The sequence below is a fragment of the Ruegeria sp. BG5 genome (assembly GCF_056538425.1).
The window spans coordinates 243324-265726 of record NZ_JBQFTC010000003.1 but is presented as its reverse complement, the minus strand read 5'-3'; the positions used below and the strand labels follow the sequence as shown (position 1 = coordinate 265726).

Annotated in this window: 13 protein-coding genes and 1 tRNA gene; 11 read left to right on the top strand and 3 right to left on the bottom strand. The window is 58.5% G+C overall.

What is annotated here, in order from left to right:
- Positions 1-20: 20 nt before the first annotated feature.
- On the bottom strand, positions 21-3851 hold the full coding sequence (locus ACR0KX_RS13280) for a beta strand repeat-containing protein (RefSeq protein ID WP_480708505.1): 3831 nt from the start codon (positions 3849-3851) through the stop codon (positions 21-23).
- Between the two features lie 219 nt (positions 3852-4070).
- On the opposite strand from ACR0KX_RS13280, the gene ACR0KX_RS13275 reads away from it, so the two are divergent.
- A complete protein-coding gene (locus ACR0KX_RS13275) occupies positions 4071-6125 on the top strand; it encodes a dockerin type I domain-containing protein (RefSeq protein WP_480708504.1) in 2055 nt (684 codons plus the stop codon).
- Between the two features lie 99 nt (positions 6126-6224).
- On the opposite strand, the gene ACR0KX_RS13270 is transcribed toward ACR0KX_RS13275, so the two are convergent.
- Entirely contained in the window at positions 6225-7679 is a 1455-nt protein-coding gene (locus tag ACR0KX_RS13270) for an FAD-dependent oxidoreductase (protein ID WP_170622129.1), read from the bottom strand.
- Positions 7680-7927: 248 nt separating this feature from the next.
- Between ACR0KX_RS13270 and ACR0KX_RS13265 the strand changes: the two genes are divergently transcribed.
- Positions 7928-8845, top strand: coding sequence for a polysaccharide deacetylase family protein (locus ACR0KX_RS13265; RefSeq protein ID WP_170622130.1), 918 nt, complete (start codon positions 7928-7930; stop codon positions 8843-8845).
- Positions 8846-8987: 142 nt separating this feature from the next.
- Positions 8988-10112 carry a glycosyltransferase family 4 protein gene (locus tag ACR0KX_RS13260; RefSeq protein WP_480708503.1) on the top strand — a complete coding sequence of 375 codons (1125 nt, stop codon included), beginning with the start codon at positions 8988-8990 and terminating at the stop codon, positions 10110-10112.
- A gap of 95 nt (positions 10113-10207) precedes the next feature.
- On the opposite strand, the gene ACR0KX_RS13255 is transcribed toward ACR0KX_RS13260, so the two are convergent.
- Positions 10208-10292, bottom strand: a tRNA-Leu gene (locus ACR0KX_RS13255).
- A gap of 752 nt (positions 10293-11044) precedes the next feature.
- Between ACR0KX_RS13255 and ACR0KX_RS13250 the strand changes: the two genes are divergently transcribed.
- The 8 genes from ACR0KX_RS13250 to ACR0KX_RS13215 all read left to right on the top strand — a co-directional run bounded on the left by ACR0KX_RS13250 (position 11045) and on the right by ACR0KX_RS13215 (position 22401).
- Complete coding sequence (locus ACR0KX_RS13250; RefSeq protein WP_170453747.1) at positions 11045-11467, top strand: hypothetical protein; 423 nt, start codon at positions 11045-11047, stop codon at positions 11465-11467.
- Positions 11468-11470: 3 nt separating this feature from the next.
- Positions 11471-13480, top strand: coding sequence for a dynamin family protein (locus ACR0KX_RS13245; RefSeq protein WP_170453748.1), 2010 nt, complete (start codon positions 11471-11473; stop codon positions 13478-13480).
- 8 nt (positions 13481-13488) lie between these two features.
- Positions 13489-15183 (top strand): dynamin family protein, encoded by a 1695-nt coding sequence (locus ACR0KX_RS13240; protein ID WP_170622132.1) that lies wholly within the window; start codon positions 13489-13491, stop codon positions 15181-15183.
- A gap of 52 nt (positions 15184-15235) precedes the next feature.
- Positions 15236-15637 (top strand): hypothetical protein, encoded by a 402-nt coding sequence (locus ACR0KX_RS13235; protein ID WP_170622133.1) that lies wholly within the window; start codon positions 15236-15238, stop codon positions 15635-15637.
- 23 nt (positions 15638-15660) lie between these two features.
- Complete coding sequence (locus tag ACR0KX_RS13230; protein ID WP_170622134.1) at positions 15661-16521, top strand: hypothetical protein; 861 nt, start codon at positions 15661-15663, stop codon at positions 16519-16521.
- Between the two features lie 64 nt (positions 16522-16585).
- Complete coding sequence (locus tag ACR0KX_RS13225; protein WP_170622135.1) at positions 16586-18625, top strand: dynamin family protein; 2040 nt, start codon at positions 16586-16588, stop codon at positions 18623-18625.
- Positions 18622-19908 (top strand): dynamin family protein, encoded by a 1287-nt coding sequence (locus ACR0KX_RS13220; protein WP_170622136.1) that lies wholly within the window; start codon positions 18622-18624, stop codon positions 19906-19908. The genes ACR0KX_RS13225 and ACR0KX_RS13220 overlap by 4 nt, the downstream gene beginning before the upstream one ends.
- A 339-nt stretch (positions 19909-20247) precedes the next feature.
- Entirely contained in the window at positions 20248-22401 is a 2154-nt protein-coding gene (locus tag ACR0KX_RS13215; protein WP_170453754.1) for a serine/threonine protein kinase, read from the top strand.
- The last annotated feature ends 2 nt before the right edge of the window (positions 22402-22403 follow it).

The following is a 22403-nucleotide window of genomic DNA, read 5'->3' as shown; positions in this document are numbered from 1 at the left end:
TTTTTACCCGTGGGGACGACCTATGCGGTCGCCCCTGTGGGGTCCGTGTGCAGGATGTTGTCAGCAGTCAGCCCGCTCAGATCGTCCAGCCCGTCAAAGATCGCAACAGTTTCGACCGAGGCTGTATCCGGTGCCGAATAGTCCACTTTGACCAAAGCGCTGTCGGTGCCGTCGGTTGCCAGCACATAAAGCTCGTCCCCCGCCAGCGCGCCCGAAAAGCTCTCGACTGCGGCTTCGATGGAACCAGCAGTGAGATCTGTCAGAACTGTTGTCAGGCCGACAAACCCGGTATCCGCGCCCAAAGCATCGCCTGTCGCAAGGGTTTCGAAATTTGTGCCGTTGCCGCGCAACGTCAGCACATCCAGACCATTGAACATCAAAGCGTCCGAGACATCGGCCTCTGAGCCAAGCGAGAACCCGGTGATCGTATCAACCCCGTTTTCTGCCGGATCAGCCTCGAACACGACGACATCGCGACCCGCATCGCTGAGGTCGATCATGTCATCGCCGTCGCCGCCGCGCACGATTGTGTCGATGCCTGCGGCGGTCAGGGTATCAGCGCCGTCTGTTCCCAGTTGAAAAAACGTCGGCCCTCCATCCGGGGTGGTGATCGTCAGTTCAATGGGTTGGGTCGGGTCTTGCACCGTCATCGTGAAGGTGACCAGCGGTTGCGACAGGTCCGTGAACGTGGTTGCCGCACCGCCAAATCGAATGACGTCGCCGGTTCCCGGGCTGGCCAGGAACAGATCGAACTCACCATTCTCGGAATCCGATCCGGTGTCGTATGTGACAACGGACGAGTCAAACTCAAGATCCGCAGTCATCGCCAGACCACTTGAGATATCGCGATCACTGTCGGCGTAAATCGCAAAGGTCACTACTGATCCGGACTGCCCGATTTCCGAGATGACATACGCCGCGGGAACATGCGCCGTTGTCTCGCCGGTTGCCGGCACAGGATCAGGCCCGCCGGAGACTGTTGCCTGAGCGGTGAAACTCAGGTCATCACCGGCCTCGGTGCCCGAAAACTCAGCGGCCGGAACCGTCAGAGACCAGGTCCCGTCGGCAGCGACTGTTGCCGTTCCGACAGAGCTGCTTCCGAGCAAGACGTCTACCGATTGACCCGCGCTAAGCCCAACAGACGTGCCGCTGACAACAAGGCCGGATGTTTGCGCGTCGGCCAGCGAAACAGAGCCGTTGGTGCCAAGTGAATTCAGGTTCAAAAGCGGTCGGAAATCCGTGGTGATGGAGGTTGTGGCCGGGGCTGAGGCATTCCCGGCATCGTCCGACACAGTTGCCGCAATTGGGAAAGTCCCTGTATCCGACAGAGCAGCCAGATCCGAGGCTGGGACGGTTGCGGTCCAGGTACCTCCGGTCACGGTTGCAGTGTATGTCTCGGTGCCCAGCGTGACCGAAACGGTCTGGCCGTTCTCAGCCGTTGTGGAGCCCGAGATGGTAAGGTCACTGTCGCGCTCGATCACGTCCAGCGTTGCGCCGACCGGCAGAGCATCCATCGTGATGGACGGTGCCGAGAAATCGGTGGCAAAGGTTGTGGTTGCTTGGTTGCCGTTTCCAGCCGCGTCTTCGACCGACGCAGTGACGTCATAGGTCACAGCGTCTTGCAGCCCACTCAGATCGGAGGCAGGGGCAGTGAAGGTCCAGCTCCCCCCGGACACGGTTGCGGTGCCGCTTACGTCCACGGTGCCGTCGGGGCGGGCGATCTCTACGGTTATAACGGTTCCATTCGCCGCATCTGATGTTCCCGATACGCTCAGATCGGTTCCCTGTTCGGCGGCGTTCATAACGGCCCCGTCAGAGAGGGTGGATATCGCAATCGTGGGCGCAGTAAAATCCGTGTCGAAACCGCTGCTGGCCTGAACCGCCGGATTGCCCGCAACATCGGACACGTCAGCTATGACGGAAATTGTCGCAGCGTCCGACAGGATTGCCAGATCGGCTGCGGGAACTGTGACGCTCCACCCTCCGCCAGAGGCGGTTCCGGTATATGTCACATCATTCAGAGTGACCGAAACGACTTGCCCATCCTCAGCTGATGTGGACCCTAAGATGGTCAGGTCTGTGGCTTGTTCCGCAGCGCTCATGACTACCCCGTCCGAGAAACTGTCGATGCTCAGCGTCGGCGCGGTGACATCCTTCGACAGGTTTACATCCGCTTGCGGGGCGGCCAGTCCGTCTGCGTCCGAAACATCAGCCGTGATGGTGAAGTCGCCCCCGTCCGCCAGTGCCGTCAGATCTGCGGTTGGGACAGTGACGCTCCAGGTGTCGCCAGAGACTGTGCCGGTATAGGTTTGCCCGTCCAAGGTGACCGTAACCGTCTGACCGTCGCCGACATTCCCGGTTGTGCCGGAAATCGTCAGATCCGACCCGACCTCAACTGCGTTCAGAACGGACCCAACGGCAAGAGGTGAGATATTGATTGATGGACCTGTCAGATCGACCGGTACCGATACCGTGACGGGGACAGAAGGGTTGCCCGCTGTATCGTCAACCGTCACGCTGATGTCGGCGGGAACGCCTGTGGTCAGGCTGGACAGGTCAGCGTTAGGGACCGTCACGCTCCAGCCGCCGCCGGTCGCTGTGCCGGTGTAGGTCTGTCCGTCCAGCGTGACGGTAACGGTCTGGCCATCTTCGGCTGTGGTGGCGCCCGTCAGGGTTAGATCACCAGTTGTGTCGACCAGATCAATCGATCCCCCGGCGACCGGATCCAGTGTCAAGGTTGGCGCGCTGAAATCAGTATCAAAGCTGCTGCTGGCCTGAGGCGCGGGGTTCCCGGCCTGATCCGAGACATCTGCTGTGACCGAAATCGTCGCACCGTCTGGAAGCGACGCGAGGTCCACCGCAGGAACGGTGACGCTCCACGTGCCGCCAGAGACCGTGCCGGTGTAGGTTTGCCCATTCAGGGAAACCGTGACGGTTTGTCCGTTTTCTGCATCGGTTGTACCAGTGATGGTCAAGTCCGTTGCCTGCTCGGCGCTGTTCAGGACAGCGCCGTCCGAGAAGCCGGCCACCGACACGGTGGGCGGCACGGTATCGATGTCGAATGTAACGGTCTCAGTCGACAATTCCTCACCCGTGCCATCCAGGTTGCGGATTGTGATCTCTGAGACCCCCTGCGGCAGGCCGCTGACCTCAGATGGGGTCAGGGAAATGCTCCAACTGCCATCGGCGTTGGGTGTCGCTGTTGTCACCAGTGATCCGATTGTCACCTCGACCGTGCTGGTCCTATCGGGCGCGGTGACTTCGGTGCTGGCGCTATTGAGCGCCGTACCCTGCAAATCGGCAAGATTCAGACTTGGGTAGCTGGGTGCAGGCGGCGGCGCAGGAGTTGGGGCGGTTGGCGCAGGTTCGGTGTCGTCGCCACCGCCGCCGCCTCCGCCGCCCGCTGCTGCGGCGGCTCCGGCAAGGCCAAGACCACCCAAGGCCGCCCCTGCGCCACTGATGCCGCCTGCGGCAGCACCGCCAGCCTCGGCAATGCTGAACTGAGCGATTTCGGCAACCGTTGCCTCGGCAATCATGATGGCGCCGCTGTCCAGAATCTGAACGTTTTCAGCCGCAACAATCAGGCTGCGGCCATCCGCCATTTTCAGCAGGACATCGCCGTTTTTCAAAAGCTTGGCCGACTGAACACCGGGGATGGTTTCGGCAAACTGAAAGGCGTACAGCTCTTCAATCGTGGCCTGAGACAGGGCGGGCAGCGCCATCAGCGTGGAACCCAGACCGCCCGCCAGACCGCGCCCGGCCCAGCGTTTCATCTTGCCGTCGATCCACTGACGAATGTGCTGTTTGCGATCTGCGCCCGGATGAGATTTGGACTCAGGTGCTTTGGTCATCTTACCCTCACATTTGTTTTCCGCGGTTTCGGAAGGGGGACAGTGCGCCCCGTTTAGGCTTTTGCTCATCTGTCTTTCCCTTTGGTTTCTGCGGCGATCGAACCCGAAAAAATTGAACTAAACTGAAGCCGAACTCCTCGTTTTTACCACATTCCTGCTTTGGTTTCGGTCCGGGCATCAGTTGATCCTGTTCGCAACGCCAGGGGTGGCGGTGGGGTGATGGCAATGATGCTGCAATTCGAAACTTTGGTCGCAACGGGGAGCACGGCGCTCGATTCAGGTATCGGCGATACGGCTTTAAAAACGTTTAACGGGGACACGTATCTCTACACCGTGACGGGCCCGGCAGGGGGGATCGCGGTTTGGCACCTGGTGGATGGGTCCATCCCTCAGCTGGTCGACACCGAGTATTACAGCGGCACAATCACGTTTCAGGTGGGGCGCTCGGGAACGCCTGTTTCCTTGGCTGGAACCGACCAATTGGCGTTGGATATAGATACCGCCACGGGGCTTGTGGGCTATGATTTGAACCCGGATGGCACCATCGGTGATCTGCAGGAAACAGGTACCCTGAGCGGCGGAGGGGATCTGTCCGCTTTGGTGCAATTATCCGTTGGCGCGACCGACCTTTTGGCGATGGCGCATGAAGATACCGGCCAGATCGCGACCTATGTCATCAATGGCGACGGCACGCTGAGCCTTGCCGGTCTCACCACAGGGTCTGCCGATTCGATGCTGGCGATTCAGGTTGGGGCAGAGCAGATCGTGATCGCCACCGACGCCGCCAGCAACAGCATCACAACATACACGGTCGCAGGGACCGGTACGCTGAGCGCGGTCGACAACAGCGCGACCACTGGAACGTTGGGCATCGCGACACCAACGGCGGTCGAGGTTGTCGAAGCCTTTGGCGAATCCTGGGTGATTGTTGCCGGGTCGGGCAGCAACTCGCTAAGCGTCATGAAGCTGCACAGCGATGGCAGTCTGATCCCGACCGACCATGTGCTGGATTCGCTGGATACCCGGTTCGCCTCGGTACAGGATCTGTCGGTGATCGAGGTGGACGGGCGGGTTTTTGTGGTCGCCGGTGGCGGCGATGATGGCATCACATTGTTCACCATGACCCCGAACGGGCAGTTGGTGCATCTGGACAGCTATGCAGACACTTTGGACAGCGGGCTGCAGAATGTCGAAAGCCTGAGCGTTGCGCATGTCGGGGACGAGTTGCAGATTCTTGCAACCAGCCAGATCGACGCGGGTGTGAACCTTTTTACGGTGTCCGTCGCTGATCTGGGTGTGGTGAGCGAAGGCTTTGGTACCGTAACCGGCACTGCGCTGGATGATATGCTGAGCGGTGGCGTACTGAACACTGACCTGTCGGGCGGTGCGGGCGATGACATTCTGATCGCCGGGGCAGGGGCGACCACCATGACGGGCGGGGCAGGGGCCGACATCTTTGTCATGCAATCGGGCAGCGGCCCGACAACGATCACCGACTTTCAGGCAGGCGTGGATCGGTTGGACCTGTTTGATTATCTGTTGCTGCGATCCCCCGCGCAGCTGACCGTCACCTCAACCGCCGACGGGGCCGAGATCACCTATCGCGACGAGGTTGTTCAACTCACATCAGCCTCGGGCGGTCCTTTGACGAGCAATGAAATCTTTGGTGCCGGTTTTGGCGGGCCGGACCATATCCCCGTCGATTTCAGCGATCTTGGAGTGACCGATCCGCCGAGTTCTGATGGCATTCAGGGCAGCGTTTCGATTGATTCCGAGGGGGCCAATCCGGGGCTGGGAGATGCCGAAATTCATTTCACTCCCGACGGCAACAGCACGATCAGCACCACAGCGGATGAGGATGGCAGGTTCGACTTGGGCCTGCCTACAGGGACCTACACTGGCGAGTTGGACATCACCAAAGGGTATTCGACCGCCAGCGCCGAAATCACAGCGCTGGATGCGCTTCAGGTGTTGCGGATTGCGGTCGGGCTTGAACCGACATTCGGGCCCGCCGCGCCGGAAAACCTGATCGCTGCTGATATTACACAGGACGGTGCGATCAACGCGCTGGACGCGCTGGCGATTCTGCAAGTGGCTGTTGGGCAACCGTCAGCACATGACGCGAAATGGGTCTTCCTGGATGCCGACGCGGATCTTTCCGGCATTACCGCGTCCAATGTCGACTATAAAACAGGTGTGGATGTGGTCGCCATTGATGGGGTGATCGAGGCGGACATGACGTCAATTCTGTTGGGTAATCTTGAGATGGTCTGAAAGACATATAACTATGATTATGTTAATATTATCTTCTTGCATCTGATAAAAACAATGTCGTTGCTGTATCAACTTCATAAAGATTGCAGCCAGAACACCCTAAACACGTGAAGATGTGGCCTCGGTCGGTATGTTATCCGTTTGCCGAATGGTCGGGTTAGCGATCAGATCAAACCCGTTGCGATCTTGCGAGGAAATCGCGCGGGCGGCTTGTATGCCGGTAAGGCTGGCCCAATCGGCTCCGGGACGGTTCACATGGTAGATTGAAGAAAACTTCTTAACTTCCTGAAACACGGCGGTTCGGTAGTTTGTCTGTTGTTCACGCCAACTGGCAGCTGCATTGGTACGCGGAAAATGAATCACTTTCGAGCCCAGCATGTCGCTGGACTTCACAAGGCCTGCGCCCTCGAGTTCCGAGATCGCCTTTTTGACCTGATCTTCCTCGCTGAGCTGCAGGATGGGCGCGTTTGCGGCACAGAAATACTCAACGCAGTAAACGCCCTGCCCTTCGGGAACCATCCCGCCACCAAAGGCCCCAAAATTGGTTATGCGCCCGCATTCCAGATTGGGATCGTTCACTTCGAGCCATGCGTGCGGAAAACTGTGAGGGGTCTTCAGGAAAAGGTAGACCAGCAGCACTGACCGATCCGCCTCGGGCTTGGGCTGTGGGGTCTGGACGTCACTGTCAGCATGCTTTTTCAGCATGCCCCACAGGTTTTCGATCGTCATGCTGGACACAACGTTGCGAACGGTCGCTTCGTGCTCGACCTCATCCTGGATCCAACGGACAAGCACGTGCTCGCCTTTGATCGGTTTCAGATCGGTGACCGTGGCTCCGAACTGTATCTGGCCACCTTTATCGTCATAGGTGGCCGCAAGCTTTTCAAAAAGTTGACCGGTGCCGAAATACGGGTGTCGCCAGGCAAGCTGTTTTGAAACGCCCCCACGTCGCGCCATCGTAAAAGCCTGTTTGACAGATGCCAAACGCCCGGATTTGGTGCCGTTCCCGGTTGGATCTGCCTCGGGTGGCGGCATGTCAACCCATCGGGCACCGCGGAATTTTTCCCAATACCCTTGGGCCAGCAATTTTGCGAATTTGCTGCCAACGCGGGAATACCAAAAATCCTGATATGTCTGGGGTTGTTTGACCATTCCCTTGATCCAACCCTTCAGCATCGCAGCCCCGCCCGTTGCCAGCCATGTTACAGGCATGCCGCGCGTTGCGCCCCGATGCCCGCCAGACATCTCAACGATCCTGCCCTGGTACAGGCTGCCAACGCGGTGCGGGTAATCCCTGTAGTCATCGCCAAGCATTTGGCTCCAAAGATCATCAATCTCGGGAAACCGGGCGTATAGCTCTTTACGCCCCAAATCGAGAATGAAGTCCCCCCAGCGGGGGGACCGCATCAGGCCGCCAACCTCGGTGCCTTGTTCGAGAATGATCGATGATTGCCCGGCTGCCTGAAGTTCCAACGCCGCGCTCAGGCCCGACGGGCCCGCGCCAATGATAATCGTATCGGGGATGCTTGTGCTGTCGCTGAGTGATTTGGACATTCTTAACTATTGCAATGGTTAAAATTCATTTTCGGAATGTATAGCAAGTTTTTCCGCGCCGTGTTAGCAATTAATCGTGTTAGGCGTTCTTGTGTCGCGTCTATCAACCGACGGTTATCAGAACGATTTTGTATTTTAGTAAAAGTTAAACGGGTAAAAAGCTGGTGTTATCGGGGTCACAATCCAACGGGGGATTTGTTCTTTCACTCGACTTTGAGTTGATGTGGGGCGTCTATCCTTCACAAACAGTGGAAAGCTACGGCGCCAACGTCCTTGGCGTTCGAAACGTTGTCCCGCAACTGTTGGACTTGTTTTCCAGCTTCGGGATCAAGGCCACCTGGGCAACCGTCGGGTTCCTGTTTTTTGACGACCGGGATGAGCTTTTGGCCGCCCTGCCCGCGCGCAAGCCGAAATTTCGCGACAAGAGAAACACAACATATTCCTTTCTCGAACAGCTGGGCGAAAACGAAAGAAAGGACCCCTATCATTTTGGCCTGTCGCTGGTCCGGCAAGTAGTTGGTTGCCCGGGTCAGGAAATTGGCACGCATACATTTTCGCATTACTTCTGTCTGGAAGAGCCGCTGGATCAGGATGCCTTCAAGGCCGATCTAGATGCGTCGATTGCAGCCTCGGCCCGGGTGCAGAGCCGCCCCAGAAGCATCGTGTTTCCCAGAAATCAGGTTTGTGACAAGGCGCTGGACGTCTGTCGTGACCGAGGCATCGATGTGTTCCGCGGTCCGGGCCCGTTTGGCTTTGATACGCCAAGCGCGCGACGCGACGAAGGTTTGATGCGCCGCGCATCAAGGTTGGCCAACAGCTATGTCCCCAGACCGCAAACAACCTCGGTCGATGCAAGGCGCGAGGCTGGTTTGTGCAACGTTCCGGCCAGCCGGTTTTTAAGACCCTATTCAAACAGATTTCCCAGTGCCGCGCGGCTGCAAACCAGCGCAATCCGGCGTGAAATGCGCAGCGCGGCCAAGGGTGGGCAATTGTTCCATCTTTGGTTTCACCCCCACAATTTTGGTGTGAACACCGAAGACAACATCTTAATGCTCAGTCGCATTCTGAGCGAATATGAAGAACTGAAATCCGAGTATGACTGGCCATCTTTGACGATGGCGGACGCGGCCAGTCTTGCCCGGAGAACAGAACCGGTTGCGGGTTGATGGGGCGACAGGAATGCCGGATTTGACACGGAAAATAAGTCAATCATCTGCGATATCCCAGCAGTCCGGGGTCGCGGTTTCGGATCTGATGGATCCGTCCAACGGTCAGAGCCATTGCTGCAGCAGGAGGCTGCCCAAAGTGATGGTGATCGCCAGCCTGACATCTTCACTGGTCAATTTCCGCTTTGATCTGTTGAAGGAAATGGCCAAGCGTGCGGACGTTCTGGCCTGCGCGCCTGATGACGACCCCGAAACTCAGGCCCGCCTGTCCGAGATTGGGGTCGAGTTTCTGCGTGTTCCTATGGATCGAACGGGCACAAGCCCCGCAAAAGATGTGCAGACATTGCTTGGATTGGTGCGGGCGATGCGCTCGTATTCTCCGGACACTGTGTTTGCCTATACAATGAAGCCGATCATCTACGGCGGTTTGGCCGCGCGCATGGCGGGCGTGAAACAGTTTCTGCCGATGTGTACGGGGTTGGGCTATGTGTTTGTGGATCTGGAACACAAGCTGCACAAGCGGATTCTGAAAGCCGGGGCCGTGCGTCTGTACCGACATGCGCTGAAACGCGTGCCAGAGGTTCTTGTTTACAACCAGGATGATGCGGCCGAGTTCAGATCCAAACGCTTGGTTGGGCCTGAGACCAAAGTGACCATTGTTCACGGATCCGGTGTCAACCTTTCAAACTTTCCCAGCTCACCTCCGCCGAAAGGACCTCCTGTATTTCTGATGGTCGCAAGGTTGCTTCGCGACAAGGGCGTTTTCGACTATGTCGAGGCCGCCAGACAGCTGCGCGCCATCCATCCGGAAATCCGGTGTCAATTGCTGGGGCCCCTTGATGCGAACCCCGCCTCGGTTCAGCCGCAGGATCTTGAGATGTGGCGGTCGGAAGGCATCGTGGAATACCTTGGTGAAACAAACGATGTGAGCCCGTATCTGGCTGCTTGCTCAGTATTTGTGCTGCCCTCCTACCGCGAAGGATTGTCCCGGACGGTGCTGGAAGCCATGGCCACCGGGCGAGCCATCGTAACCTCTGACGCGCCGGGATGCCCCGATCCGGTTGTCGAAGGCGTCACGGGATTTGTCACTCCGGTACGTTCCCCGGATGATCTGGCGCAGGCGATGCTTCGGTTTGTCGAAGATGAAAACCTTGTCCCCGAGATGGGCGCTGCATCGCGAGTCCGCGTTGAAGACAAATACGACGTGGTCGGTATCGTCAAAATTCTGCTGGGCAAGCTTGGGTTGTCCGAGATTGCCCTGCGCTAGGGCTGCGGCGTCTTGCAGATCCCGTGATGACCCGGCGATTGCATGCACGAAGGCAATTCAGGACGGCCGTATCGGATTGTTGTTTCGGTTTTTGATGGTGCGGGTGGAGGGACTTGAACCCCCACGCCTTGCGGCGCCAGAACCTAAATCTGGTGCGTCTACCAATTTCGCCACACCCGCAACCGGGCACCTGCGTGCCGGACTGAGGCGCTGCATAACAAAGCTTGTGGCCGAGTGCGAGGGGTAAATTTGATCCGATGGCAAGTTTGTCACGAGCGGACTAAACCCCGTTAATCGGCAGGGGTTTTTGCCGCGAAAGACACTGCTTGGCGTTCGATCCCAGCGACGGTTGAGTAAGTTACTCTGGCAGAAAGTCCACGAGTTGGAACGTATCTTGATGTCGATGAGCCGACGGAATTCGGGTGCCACAATTGTTCTGATCGGCGATACAATGGCTCGTCAGTGTTCGCCTTGGGAAAACGCGTTTACGTTGTGTCGGTCAACACTTAGGGTGCAAAACGGAACGTCTTTTCACCCTAAGTCGCGGACAGCCTTCAGCCCAGAGCGGCGTTGCCTGTCAGGGTTTTGGGCGAAGAAAATTCGACATGGCGGAAAATAATATAAGCAAAACAATATTTTAAGGTGGTTGAAACTCCAATCGCATCTTTTCCACCTCACCTTGCGTCAGGTTTGAAAGCAGCGTTCTACTCGGCCGAAAAAATCTTCGGAACCCCGTAATACACTCAAAGGTTGAGGCATTCCTGCGCAAGCCGCATCACATTTGCGCCACATTTCAAGCACCAAAAAATCTTATTCGCGTCAAATTAACACCGCCTTGGCCGGGCTTGTTGAGCGCAGGAGTTAATGAGTCTTTTTCGCCGCCTTGGCACCGTACGAGTTTTCCGCTCAACTCCAGTACAAGGTTCTTTGCCGTGACCAATCTGAACAACTCCGCTGCCGCCGAGCAAGATGCGATCTTTTTTGCTCGTGAAAGTTTTTTGGGTGAACTCAAGACCCTGAACCGCGATCATCCCGATACAGGCTTTGGCATTTCCCTGCGCACCCATTCGGGCGAGCATTACCTGCTGGCCAACGCGCGTATGCCCCTGCCCGCTGCCAAGTCCGACGGGTTCCCGACGGGCCGGCGCGTGGCCTGTCTGGAAAATGGCGACCGCTTTAGCTCCATCGAAGTTCTGGCCGATTCCGTGGCTTATGAAACAATTTCCCCTCGCGCCGAGGCCGAGATTCTGGGGAACGCGCTGGACTTGATCGCCCGTATCGACACCCTGACCAGCCTTCCTGCAGGCCGCATGTCGCATGAGCCGCAGATTGCTGCCACCGGAACCGGAGGCTGACCCATGGCGCGCAATGACCACCTTTTGTCTGTCGGAAACGAAGCCCTTGCGCCGATGACCTCGGCAATGTCGTCTTTGACGGCACAGATCGACCAATTGACAGAGGTGGCCGATGCGCGGTCTTCGGCCCGGCTGGCCACGCTCAAGACGCGGATGGAGAATTTCACCGCCAGCATCACCATGGTTGGGCAGGTCAAGGCGGGTAAGTCCTCGATCGTGAATATTCTGGCAGGCCGCCCTGCGCTGTTGCCTTCGGACGTGAACCCGTGGACCTCGGTGGTGACGACGCTGAATATTAACACGCGCCCCCCCGGTGATACGAAATCCAAGTTCACGTTCTTCGAGCAGGAAGAATGGGACAATCTGATGGTCGGTGGTGGCCGTCTGGGCGAGCTGGCGAACCGGGCCGGTGCCGATGACGAGATGGACGATATCCGCCGTCAGATCGCCGAGATGAAGGCCAAGTCCGAAGATCGTCTGGGCAAGCATTTCGACCTGATTCTGGGTCAAAGCCACCAATACGACTATTTCGACGAAGAACTGATCCAGCGCTATGTCTGTCTGGGCGACGAGGACGATCCGGATATTGACCCGAAAACGGGTCGTTTTGCCGATGTGACAAAATCGGCCGAGCTTTTCATGGATATCCCGCAATATCCGATCTCGCTGAAGCTGTGCGACACGCCCGGTGTGAACGATACCTTCATGGTGCGCGAACAGATCACGCTGCGCAGCCTGCGCGGGTCCGAGGTCTGTGTTGTGGTTCTGGCCGCCAGTCAGGCGCTGACCACAATGGATATGGCGTTGATGCGGATCATCGCGCAGTTCGAGAACCGTCAGATCATTCTGTTCGTCAACCGCATTGATGAACTGTCGGACCCGGTCAGTCAGGTTCCTGAAATCCGGGATCGCATTCAGGACACGCTGAAACAGAACAGCATCGACGCCAATACCAGCGTTGTGTTCGGCAGCGCCCTGTGGGCCGAGGCTGCTTTGACCGGCAACCCGGACATTCTGACCGAAGAATCCCGGCAGACGCTGAACACGTTCTATCTGGCTGCTGGGTTTGGCGATCAGGCTCCCTCGCTGGACAAGATCTGGGCGCTGTCTGGCTTGCCCGACCTGCTGCTGGCGATGAATGAACGCATCGCCGAAGGCGCAGGTGCGCGTTTGCTGGACCGGGTACGCCACCGCGCGCGCAACATCGCCAGCCAGATCCGCGCAACGGCTGTTGCCAAGACCCTGTCGGGCGGCGAAGGCGTTGTTCGCGATTTGGACGGGGCCTCGCCCGAGGACGCCATTGCCACTGTTGCCTCGGAATATGAAAAGAAAGTCGCCGACCTGACCGCCTCGTTGCGCGACAAGGTGCTGGAACGTCTGAACGCGGCTGAGGCCAATTTTGTCAAACGCGCCACCGACTCGTTGATTGCGCATCTTGAGGAGAATGGCGAACAAGGCACCTGGCAGTACGATCCGGCGGGTCTGCGAACGCTGCAAAAGGCGGCCTATTTCAGCTTTGCCCGGTCCATGAAGAAAGAGGCCGGGGCGCTTTATTCCGCGGCCACAGCGGATGTCGAGGCGCTGTATCACAAGCTGCTGGGCAACCATCTGGGCGAGTTCAGTATCGAAGCGCCCATCGTACCCCGCGTGCCGCCCCCATTGGGCATCGGGCGCACCATCGCGCTGGATCTGCAAAGCACCTGGTGGCGCAGGTGGTGGCAACGCCGAAAAGGGTTCGAAGCCTATGCCGCCGACTATACCCGTCTGATCGCGTCCGAGGCGAACTCGATCACCAAGGATATCGAGGAAAACCAGATCGCAGCGGTTCTGGAAAACGTCCGCGCCGGGCTGGCCGATTTCATGCGCGAGCAGAAAGAGACTCTGCTGAATATCTCGGCCTCGGCTGAAAAAGGCGGGCAGACTCCGGCTCTGATGGCGAATCTGCAATTGCAGAAATCGCGGGACGAGATTCTGGGCGACATCCTGAAAGACCTTAGCAACGAAGCGGCATAAGTAGAAAAATGGCAAAAGACACACATAACCGTTTCGTTTCCCCCAAGGCATGGGAGCGTATCGAGCATTGGTCGCGCCGGAAGCCGGTTTTCGCCTTAATGGGCGAATTCAGCGCCGGGAAATCGACCCTGATGAACTTTTTGCTGCGCACGCACACCCTGCCGACGCAGGTGACGGCAACGCAGTTGCCTCCGGTCTGGTTTAGCTGGGGCAATCGTCCGGCCTATGTCAAACGGCATGATGGCAGCACCGAACAAATCGAACTGGATCAGCTGGAAACCGTCGGCGTCAACGATGCGCAGTTCATTCGCATCTTCCTTGAGGCTGACATTCTGGAGGCGGTCGATCTGATCGATACGCCCGGTATCTCGGACCCCAAGATCTCGACCGATGTATGGCAACGTGCCGTTGGTCAGGCCAATGGGGTTTTGTGGTGTACCCATGCCACGCAGGCCTGGCGCGAGACCGAACGGGCGACCTGGGTGTCCTTGCCCGAACGGTTGCAGCACAATTCGCTGCTGCTGGTGACACGGGCAGATGCGCTAAGCGCCAAAGACCGTCAAAAGGTTCTGCGCCGCGTGAACCGCGAGGCCGGGCATCTGTTCAACCGCTCGATTCTGTTTTCCGCACGTGATGCGATTGAAGCGCGCGACAAGACGGGGGATGCCGAGATGTGGTCGCGCAGCGGCGGCGGCAAGATGATCGACAGCTTTCTGGAGATCACCGAGCAAATCATGGACAACCGCGCCGATCAACTGGCGCGCTATCAGATCGACAAAAGCCTGTCCGACGCGCCCAAGGTGCAGCCGCTGCGCCCGTCGAAGACCACCGAAACGGCAGCGCCCGATGCTTCGGCCCCGCTCAAACTTGTGAACCCGTTGACGGATGCGGGCGAAGATGCCTCGGTCGTGACCAGCTTCCCGGTTCGTCCCGCGCGGGTGGAACGTCGCCCCGAAGATGCGGATCGCACACGTATCGACGCAGCCGAGGCCGAGCGTTTGCGCGCCGAAATGGTGCCCGAGTCGACGCCCGAGATTGACGAAAGCAATGAGGACGAGCTGCGCGCCTATTTCCGGGACACGGCCAATGATCCGCTGGACATCGAAGCTGTTCCCGATCCCGAGGCCGATTTGGAAGACTATGATCTTCTGGATGACGCGGAACTGGATGATGAAGTTGAAAACATCCTGGCAGACGACGCATCGGATGAGTCCGAGGATCTGCTGTCATCACTGACGAATACGTTGAACGAAACACCCGAAGCGATTGCAGACCCTGCGCAAGATCAGGCGCAACCTGAAGAGCGCAGCATCGAGGTCTCGGTATCCTCGATCACGGCACTGATGGCCGAACAACAGGACGAGGGCGCAGAGGAATACGAGCCCGAGCCCGAAACCAGCGGTCTGGTCGAGATCAAGGCATCAGCCGATTTGGTCAATGGTCCCGAAGCCCATGTGGTCGATCTGAATGATCTGACCGAAGTGGCGGTTGGCGCGCCCTTAAGCGCCGCAGCCATGTGGGAGGAAGTGACCAAAAACGAGGATCTACCCACGGACGCAGAAGCCTTGATCAAGGTCTTTCAGTCCTTCCTGTCCGAGTTCGATCAGATCGCGGTCGAGCATAATGCTAAGCAAGCCAGGGAAACGCTGCGCTCGATCCCTAAAACCAGCGATAACAGCGGGGCGGAATGGCATGTCTTGTAATCGAAATCGGATTGGGCTAACCGCCTATTAGTGAGGTAAAACAGTTAGTTAAATGTCAATTCAGGCTGCCTTGAACACCGCGATTGAAACGATACCCGACTGCATTGCAGCCGGGTATGTCGACATGGAAACGGGGATGCTGCTGGGCACCAGCACGGCCGATCCAGACGGCGCGGTTGATCTGGATTCACTGGCAATCGCCGTGGCGAACCTGTTTCAGGGGCGCGGGGTGGCGGGTTTTGAGGCGCTTTTGCGTCAGGCTGGAACAGAACACGAGGACAGTCCGGGGTTTGGGGAAATCGCGGTGTTCTCGAAAGACCGGCTGAACATCTTTCTGCGGACCCGGGAATATCCCGATCATGTGGTCTGCTACATCTGTCGCAACAGCGCGAATGTCGGGCTGGCGTTGACGAAATCGCATCTAAGCCTGGGGCCGGTTGCGGCCGCAGTGTGAACGGGACCAGAGGGGGTCACGGCATGATGGACACGGACATACTCGACATGCTCGAAGATATCGGGCGGTCGTCTGTTGCCCGATTGTCCCCGGCGGTGGTGATCGCGGGGGACACGGCTGCTGCGCGCCGGGCCGAAGTCTTGCGGGTGATCCGTGGCACGATTCTGCCACGTCGTCTGGAGTTCACGGCCGCCAATGGTGATTGTCTGGCGATCGAGGTGAACAGCTCGCGCGTGACCGATGTATTCCGCGTTGTCTCGGGCCCCGTGCCCCATTTTGATACAGCGGCGCGTGACGAATTGATTGAAAACATGGCGCGGCTGGTGACGGATATTGCATCTGCCCCTGCTCCGCTGGAGTTGCTGTCTCTGCAACCCGACAGGGCGCTGGAAGCTGACGATGTCGGCGTCACCCTGCGGGAAATCGAAAACGCCTGTGCCAAGATCGATCTTCCGGCGGAACCGATTGTTTCGGTGGTACCCGATGACTCAGAACCTGTTGCCGAACTGCCCGAGCAGCAATCAACCGGCTCACTTGCCCAGACGTTTTTTGCGGGCGCAGAACGCTTTGCGTTTGGGTCCGTTCTGGCCTCGGCGCAGGACGGCGATATCTCTCACATGGCCGAAGAGTGCGCCCCCGGCGGGCCGTTGTCTCCGGATCAGGCGCTGCTGGCGCAGTTTGCGGCCGATTTGGCCGGTTGGGACAAGGACACTCAGCCCGCGCTGGATCATCCCCAACTGATCGTCATGCGCCCGTCCGGCGGCAAGGGTGCTGGTTTGGCCGTTGTGAATGACGGCCAGCAGATCGCAATCGCCGTGCATGAAGCCCGAAAACTCGGGGCGGTTGTCAATCTTTGGACTGCGTTGCAGGAGGCGAACGGATGATCGCCTCCAAAACATTCAAATTTTCTAATAATTCAAGTCGTGTAGTTTTATCAGGGTAACGAGTATGAGTGAATCCAATCGTCGCGAGTTAATCCGCATAGCCGAGGACATGAATGAGACGAGCCATGACGAGACCCGTCAGTTCATCTCGCGCATTGTCGGCGATCTGTCCAATCTGAAACCGTCGATTGCCTTTGTCGGGCAGATCAAGGCGGGCAAATCCCGTTTGATCAACGGGTTCACCGGGCAGGCCGAATACCTGCCCTCGGATGTGAACCCGTGGACCACGGTGATCACGGATATGCACTTTGGCCACCCCTCGGGCCGGACCGAAGGGGCCGAGTTTCATTTCTTCGACAATCACCAGTGGCAGTCGCTGATCGCCGAGGGTGAAGAATTGCGCAACATGTTCCCCGATGACGAGGACAGCTATAAGCGCGAGATGATCGAAGAGCAGGTCGAGGCGATGAAAACCCGCGCGCAGCGGCGTCTTGGCGACAGCTACGAACAGCTTTTGGGCCAGCATCACGATCTGGAAGAGCTGACCTCGGACGATCTGGCGCGCTATGTCTGCGCCGGAGATGACCCGACCGAGGATGGCCCGTTGGATCCCGGCAGCGACCGGGGTCTTTACAGCGACATCACCCGCAAGGCCGAGGTTTATTTTGATATCGGTCACTTTCCTTTCCCACTCACGGTGACGGACACGCCGGGGGTCAACGACCCGCTGTTGATCCGCGAAGAAATCTCGCGCCAGTACCTCAAGGAATCCGATTTCTTTGTGGTGGTTCTGTCGGCGCATCAGGCCCTGTCGCGTGCCGATCTGAAACTGTTCCGCCTGATGCAGGCCTTGGAGCTTGGGCAGATCGTGGTCTTTATCAACCGCGTGGATGAACTGAGTGGGGGTGCCGGGGATGCCACCAAGGTCCGTGCCGACGTTCTGGACGGGTTGGAACAGGCGCTTGGAAATTCGAATATCGATGTGCTGATGGGCAGCGCACAATGGGCACACTACGCGCTGACGGGCGATGAAACCGGCGTCAACCATGATGACGTTCTGGCCTGGCTGCGCGCGCACCCCGAGCAGATGCGGCAGTATCTGGACGGGGTAGAAGAGATCAAGCAAGGCCCCGGCCCGATCAGCCGCGAGGCTGTCTTGCGCTTTGCGGCCATGATCGCATCGGGCCTGCCGGACCTGCGCCGTCACGTGACGCAGGCGTTGATTGACGGGCCGCGGGATGAGCAATTGCGCATGGCTTGGCAGCACCTGAACAGCTTTGCGCAGGGTGAGTTTGAACGTTCGCAGGCGCATCTGCGCGCGCTTGAGGACGAAACCGGCGAAGCGACGGCCAGCGCGGATGAAAACGACAAAACTCTTGGCGAACTGCGCGGCCTCATCGCAGAAAAAACACAAGACATTACCCGCGACATGGACGACATCCTGTCGAACTTGCGCGGCGTGATGGATGACACCGTGGCCGAGGCGGTCTCGGTCGTTGTGCGTGGTCCCGAGGGGAAGTCACCCTTGCTGGCCAAAGGCGATACCGAGCTGAACTTTACGCCCCTGCGCGACCGGATGCGGGAACTGGTTCAGGGGGCCTCGCAAGTGGTGCGTCAACGGATGCTCAGCGAGCTTTATGCCATCGACATGCGGTGCAATGCGGCGCTGCGCGCCCTGCCCGGTTGGCAGGAACCGGTCGACAATCGCATGAACACCAGTGCCGTGCGTTGGTTCCGCCCGGACACGACCGCGCTGACCCGTGGCATCACGGTAGAGTTGCGTGTAAACTGGCTGTCGCGCCTGATCTCGCGCAACAGCGTGGTGTCACGGGCCGAGCGGATGATTGTGCAGGAGTTCGAACTGATCGGCGACGATCTGATCGACACCACGCGGGATGATTTGCTGGAACGGCTGAACACCGTTCTGGATCACTACCTGGCCCTGTTGGCCGGGCATCTTGAACACAGAAGCGGCGCAGGCGAAACCAATGCCGTTGCCGAGGCGCAAACAGCCTTTGACCGGGCGCGGCGCATCAGGGATGAGCTGGAGACCATCTTTGGACCCGGCCATGCGGAAGAAAGACAGGCAGAGGCTGCGGAATGATCGACTTTCCCGGAACCGAACAGGAAGTGCGCCAGCTTGGGCGCTTTCTGACCGCGACAGAAAACATGGAGCCCGACGCCGCGCTGGAAGATATGCGCGCGCGCGCCCTGGCCCATGCAGAACGTCTGTCGAACGCGGTCAATATCGGTTTCGCGGGGGAGTTCGGGGCCGGTAAATCCAGCCTTGCCAATATGCTGGCCGGGGCAGATATCCTGCCCACGGGTCCGCAGCACCTGAAGTTGCCACTGGTAATCGTTGCCTATGCGGACGCGCCCGAGACAACCGTTGGATGGTGGGACAGGCAGCCCAAGACCTACTCCGGCATCGCGCTGGAAAAGGCGGCGGCGGATGAGCCTGATTTCATCTCGGTTGGGCTGAACACCCCTGCCTTAAAGGAAATCTCGCTATTTGATCTGCCCGGATCGGGCGCGTTGGACGATACGTACAAGCAGACGCTCGAATTGCTGAAATTCGTGGACTGCGCGATCTGGTGCACCAACGGAACCAACGCCTGGCGCGAGACCGAGCGCCATTTGTGGGCACAGGTTCCCGCCGAGCTGCGCGACAACAGCCTGCTTGCCGTGACCCATGCCGACCTGCGGCCCGTGCGCGACGCGCTGGACCGGGTTTTGGCGCGGTTGAACAAGGACAAGGACGGCCTGTTCCGCGCGGTTGTTCCGATTGGCACCCCGGTCGCGGTCCGCGCCATGGCGCAGGAGCCCGAGCCGGACTTTGACCTGTGGGAAACCTGTGGTGGTCAGAATCTGGCCGAACAGGTTCTCGAGGCTGCCTCGGACCGACGCAAACACGACCTGAACGCTGCGCGCGACGATCTGAAACGGGACTTCCTGCCTTATCTCGAAGCCCTGCAAGGCCCTGATGCCGAGCCTGAACAGTCAGACGCGCCATCGATGCAAGCGACGCTGGGCTCTGCCCTGCCGCCCTTGAACAATCCGATTCTTGAAGATTGGCTGGCGGCAATTGCCAGCATTTATGAAGACCTGCGCGATTCCTCATCAATCGAACCTGCGGCCTTTCTGCAAAGCTGTCAGGAAATCGTCGAAGATTTCGCCGAACGGTTGGAGCAAGGCGGTGAAATCGACTCCGAGGCTGACTGGATTCCGGCCGAGTTCGAAAAGGCCACGGACCTGCTGCTGTTGCTGCAATTCGAAAGCGGCGATGCGCCGTTGAAAGATGCGATCAGCATTCTGGTGCAGCTGGGCGATAACCTCGCCTGGGCTGGCAGCACGGTTGCTGCGGCGCAGCCAAAAACCGGAACCTGAGCCGTTCTCGCATAGATTGAGCTGCATTGCGGCGATTCGAAAACAGCAAAAACCGATTCTTAATTGTTTCGAAATCGTAGACCAAGCGTCTCAAATCGGGGCGTCAGTTTTCAAGTTTCTTAGCTATAGAGACAACATATTGTGTTAGTGGATGGTGTGGTATCTAAATATAGATATCGCACAAAAACGATCCATAGTGAAGCCATCAGGCGGCCCCAATAAAGTCAAATTTGAAACGTCTAACCGTTCTCAAGTGTCCTGCGGTTGTTTTTGGTTGTGAGTTCGTGGGCGATTTGCCCGGTTATTGTACCGCAAAACGAGTAGAACGGGCGGAATGAAATGAGCCACAACCAGGCGGTCGGTGCATCGCACGACGAACCTCAGATCGAAGGACTTCAACCCGGCGCAAAGCTTTTGCGCGGGCAGTATGAAATCCTGAAATATCTCAGCAATGGTGGATTTGGAATCACCTATCTGGCGCGCGACAGCCTGGAGCGTGACGTGGTGATCAAAGAGTGTTTTCCCGGTGCCCTGTGCCGCCGTAACGGTGATCTGGTGGCGCCGAACGATCCGGCATACAAAGACGACCTGCGCGCCATCATCGACCTGTTCATTCAGGAAGCCCGCAACCACGCGCGGCTTGTGCATCCCAATATCGTCGATGTGCATCAGGTGTTCGAAGACAACGACACCGCCTATATCGCGATGGACCTGATCCGGGGGTGTGACCTGCTGGATTACGTCGAGAACCCCGAAAACGAAAGCGGCCCGGACTTTATCGTTCAGGTGACCGAAAAGATGCTGTCGGCGGTGTCGTTCATTCACCAAAGCGGGATGCTGCACCGGGATATTTCGCCGGACAACATACTGATTGACGAAAATGGCGACCCGGTTCTGATCGACTTTGGCGCTGCACGGGAACAGGCGGCCAACAAGTCCGCGGCGCTGCTGACCTTGCGGGTGATCAAGGACGGATACTCTCCGCACGAGTTCTACGTGCGCGGGGCCGAGCAAGGCCCAAGCAGCGACCTCTATGTTCTGGCCGCGACCTTGTATCACGCGATCAGCGGAGAGCGCCCGATTGATGGCCAATCCCGCCTGAACGCCTTCAACAATGGGCAGGATGATCCCTACGCGCCGCTGGCCGGTCGGTTTGACGGCTACCCCGAAGGGTTCCTTGAGGCCATCGACAAGGCGATGGAGGTTCACGCTACCGACCGCCTGCAAAGCGCGCTGGACTGGTTGCGGATGTTCCGTGGCCCCGGCGTGATGTTCGATACGTTTGCCTACCGCCCGGTTTCGGTCATCGTCGGGATGGATCGCACGGATAAAGAGGCGGAAAAAGCCCGGATCAAGGCCGAGACCGAAAATGCCGAAGCGGTCGTGACGGCGCTGCTGGCTGGAAACGCCGATATTGCGCTGGGGAACGAAGACAAAAAAGACGATGAACGGGCCAAGTTCGCCGCAAAAGAAGACACTCCGGTCGCGGTGGACACCGTGGTTCAGAGCGGGTCTGGCGGCAGCGGCAAGCTGTTGGCCGGTGTGGCTGTGGTTGCATTGGCAGTTGCCGCGGGTGGCTTCTTTGTCTTGTCGGGTGGCGACAAAGCGGATGACACGCAAACTGCGTCGGTGGTTGCCACAGATGCACAGCCAGCAGTGGTTGAGTCTGAACCCGCCGAGGAAACGGTTGTAGAAACACCCGAAGCCGCCTCCGAAACGGTGGCCACACCTGCACCAGAAGAAATTTCAGAGCCGCCTGTCGAGCAGGCAAGTTCCGACGCTGCGGAAGCGGCTGCCACAGAAGCAGCCGCCGCAGAACCGGACGCGGCGGTCAATGATCCGGCCCCCGCCGAGACCGCTGTTGCGGAACCGGCTGGTCCGGTGGATCTGGCCGAGAACCAGATCGCATTCTCGCATTGGGATGTGGATATTCCTTTCTCGATCTCGCGCCGCCGCGCGTCGACCGGGCATACGTTTTCGATAACCGGCGTTGATCAGAATCAGGACATGTCGGTCATCGGTGATTGGGTTCAGCGCGGTTCGACGATCTTTACGCTCAATGGCAGCCCGGTTCGGGGTGATGCGTCCTTTGCAACGCATGTTCTCGACAACCTCAATGTTGACCCGGACGGCTATATCCGTGTTGCGGCCCGGTATCGCCCCTTGGGTGAAACACGGGCGCAGAACGGTTTGTTGGCCCTGCCCGCCATCCGCTCGGTCGGATTGGAGAACGGCTATATGTTCACAATCCGCAGCACGGGTGACGAGAGTTGGCAGACCGTTGTGTCAGACGTTCCAGCCGAGACTGCGGGCGACCTGCAGAAAGGCGATGTTCTGCTGAGCGAGGCGCAGGGTGGTGTCGCACTCAACGGCGCAGAGAGCCTGGACGAGTTGCTGGCCGCGCTTGTTGCCGAAGAAAAATCCCAGGCCCGTTTCACAGTGACACGGAACGGAAGTGAAACGGCCGCTGTGATGCCGCTATCGCAGGAGTGATC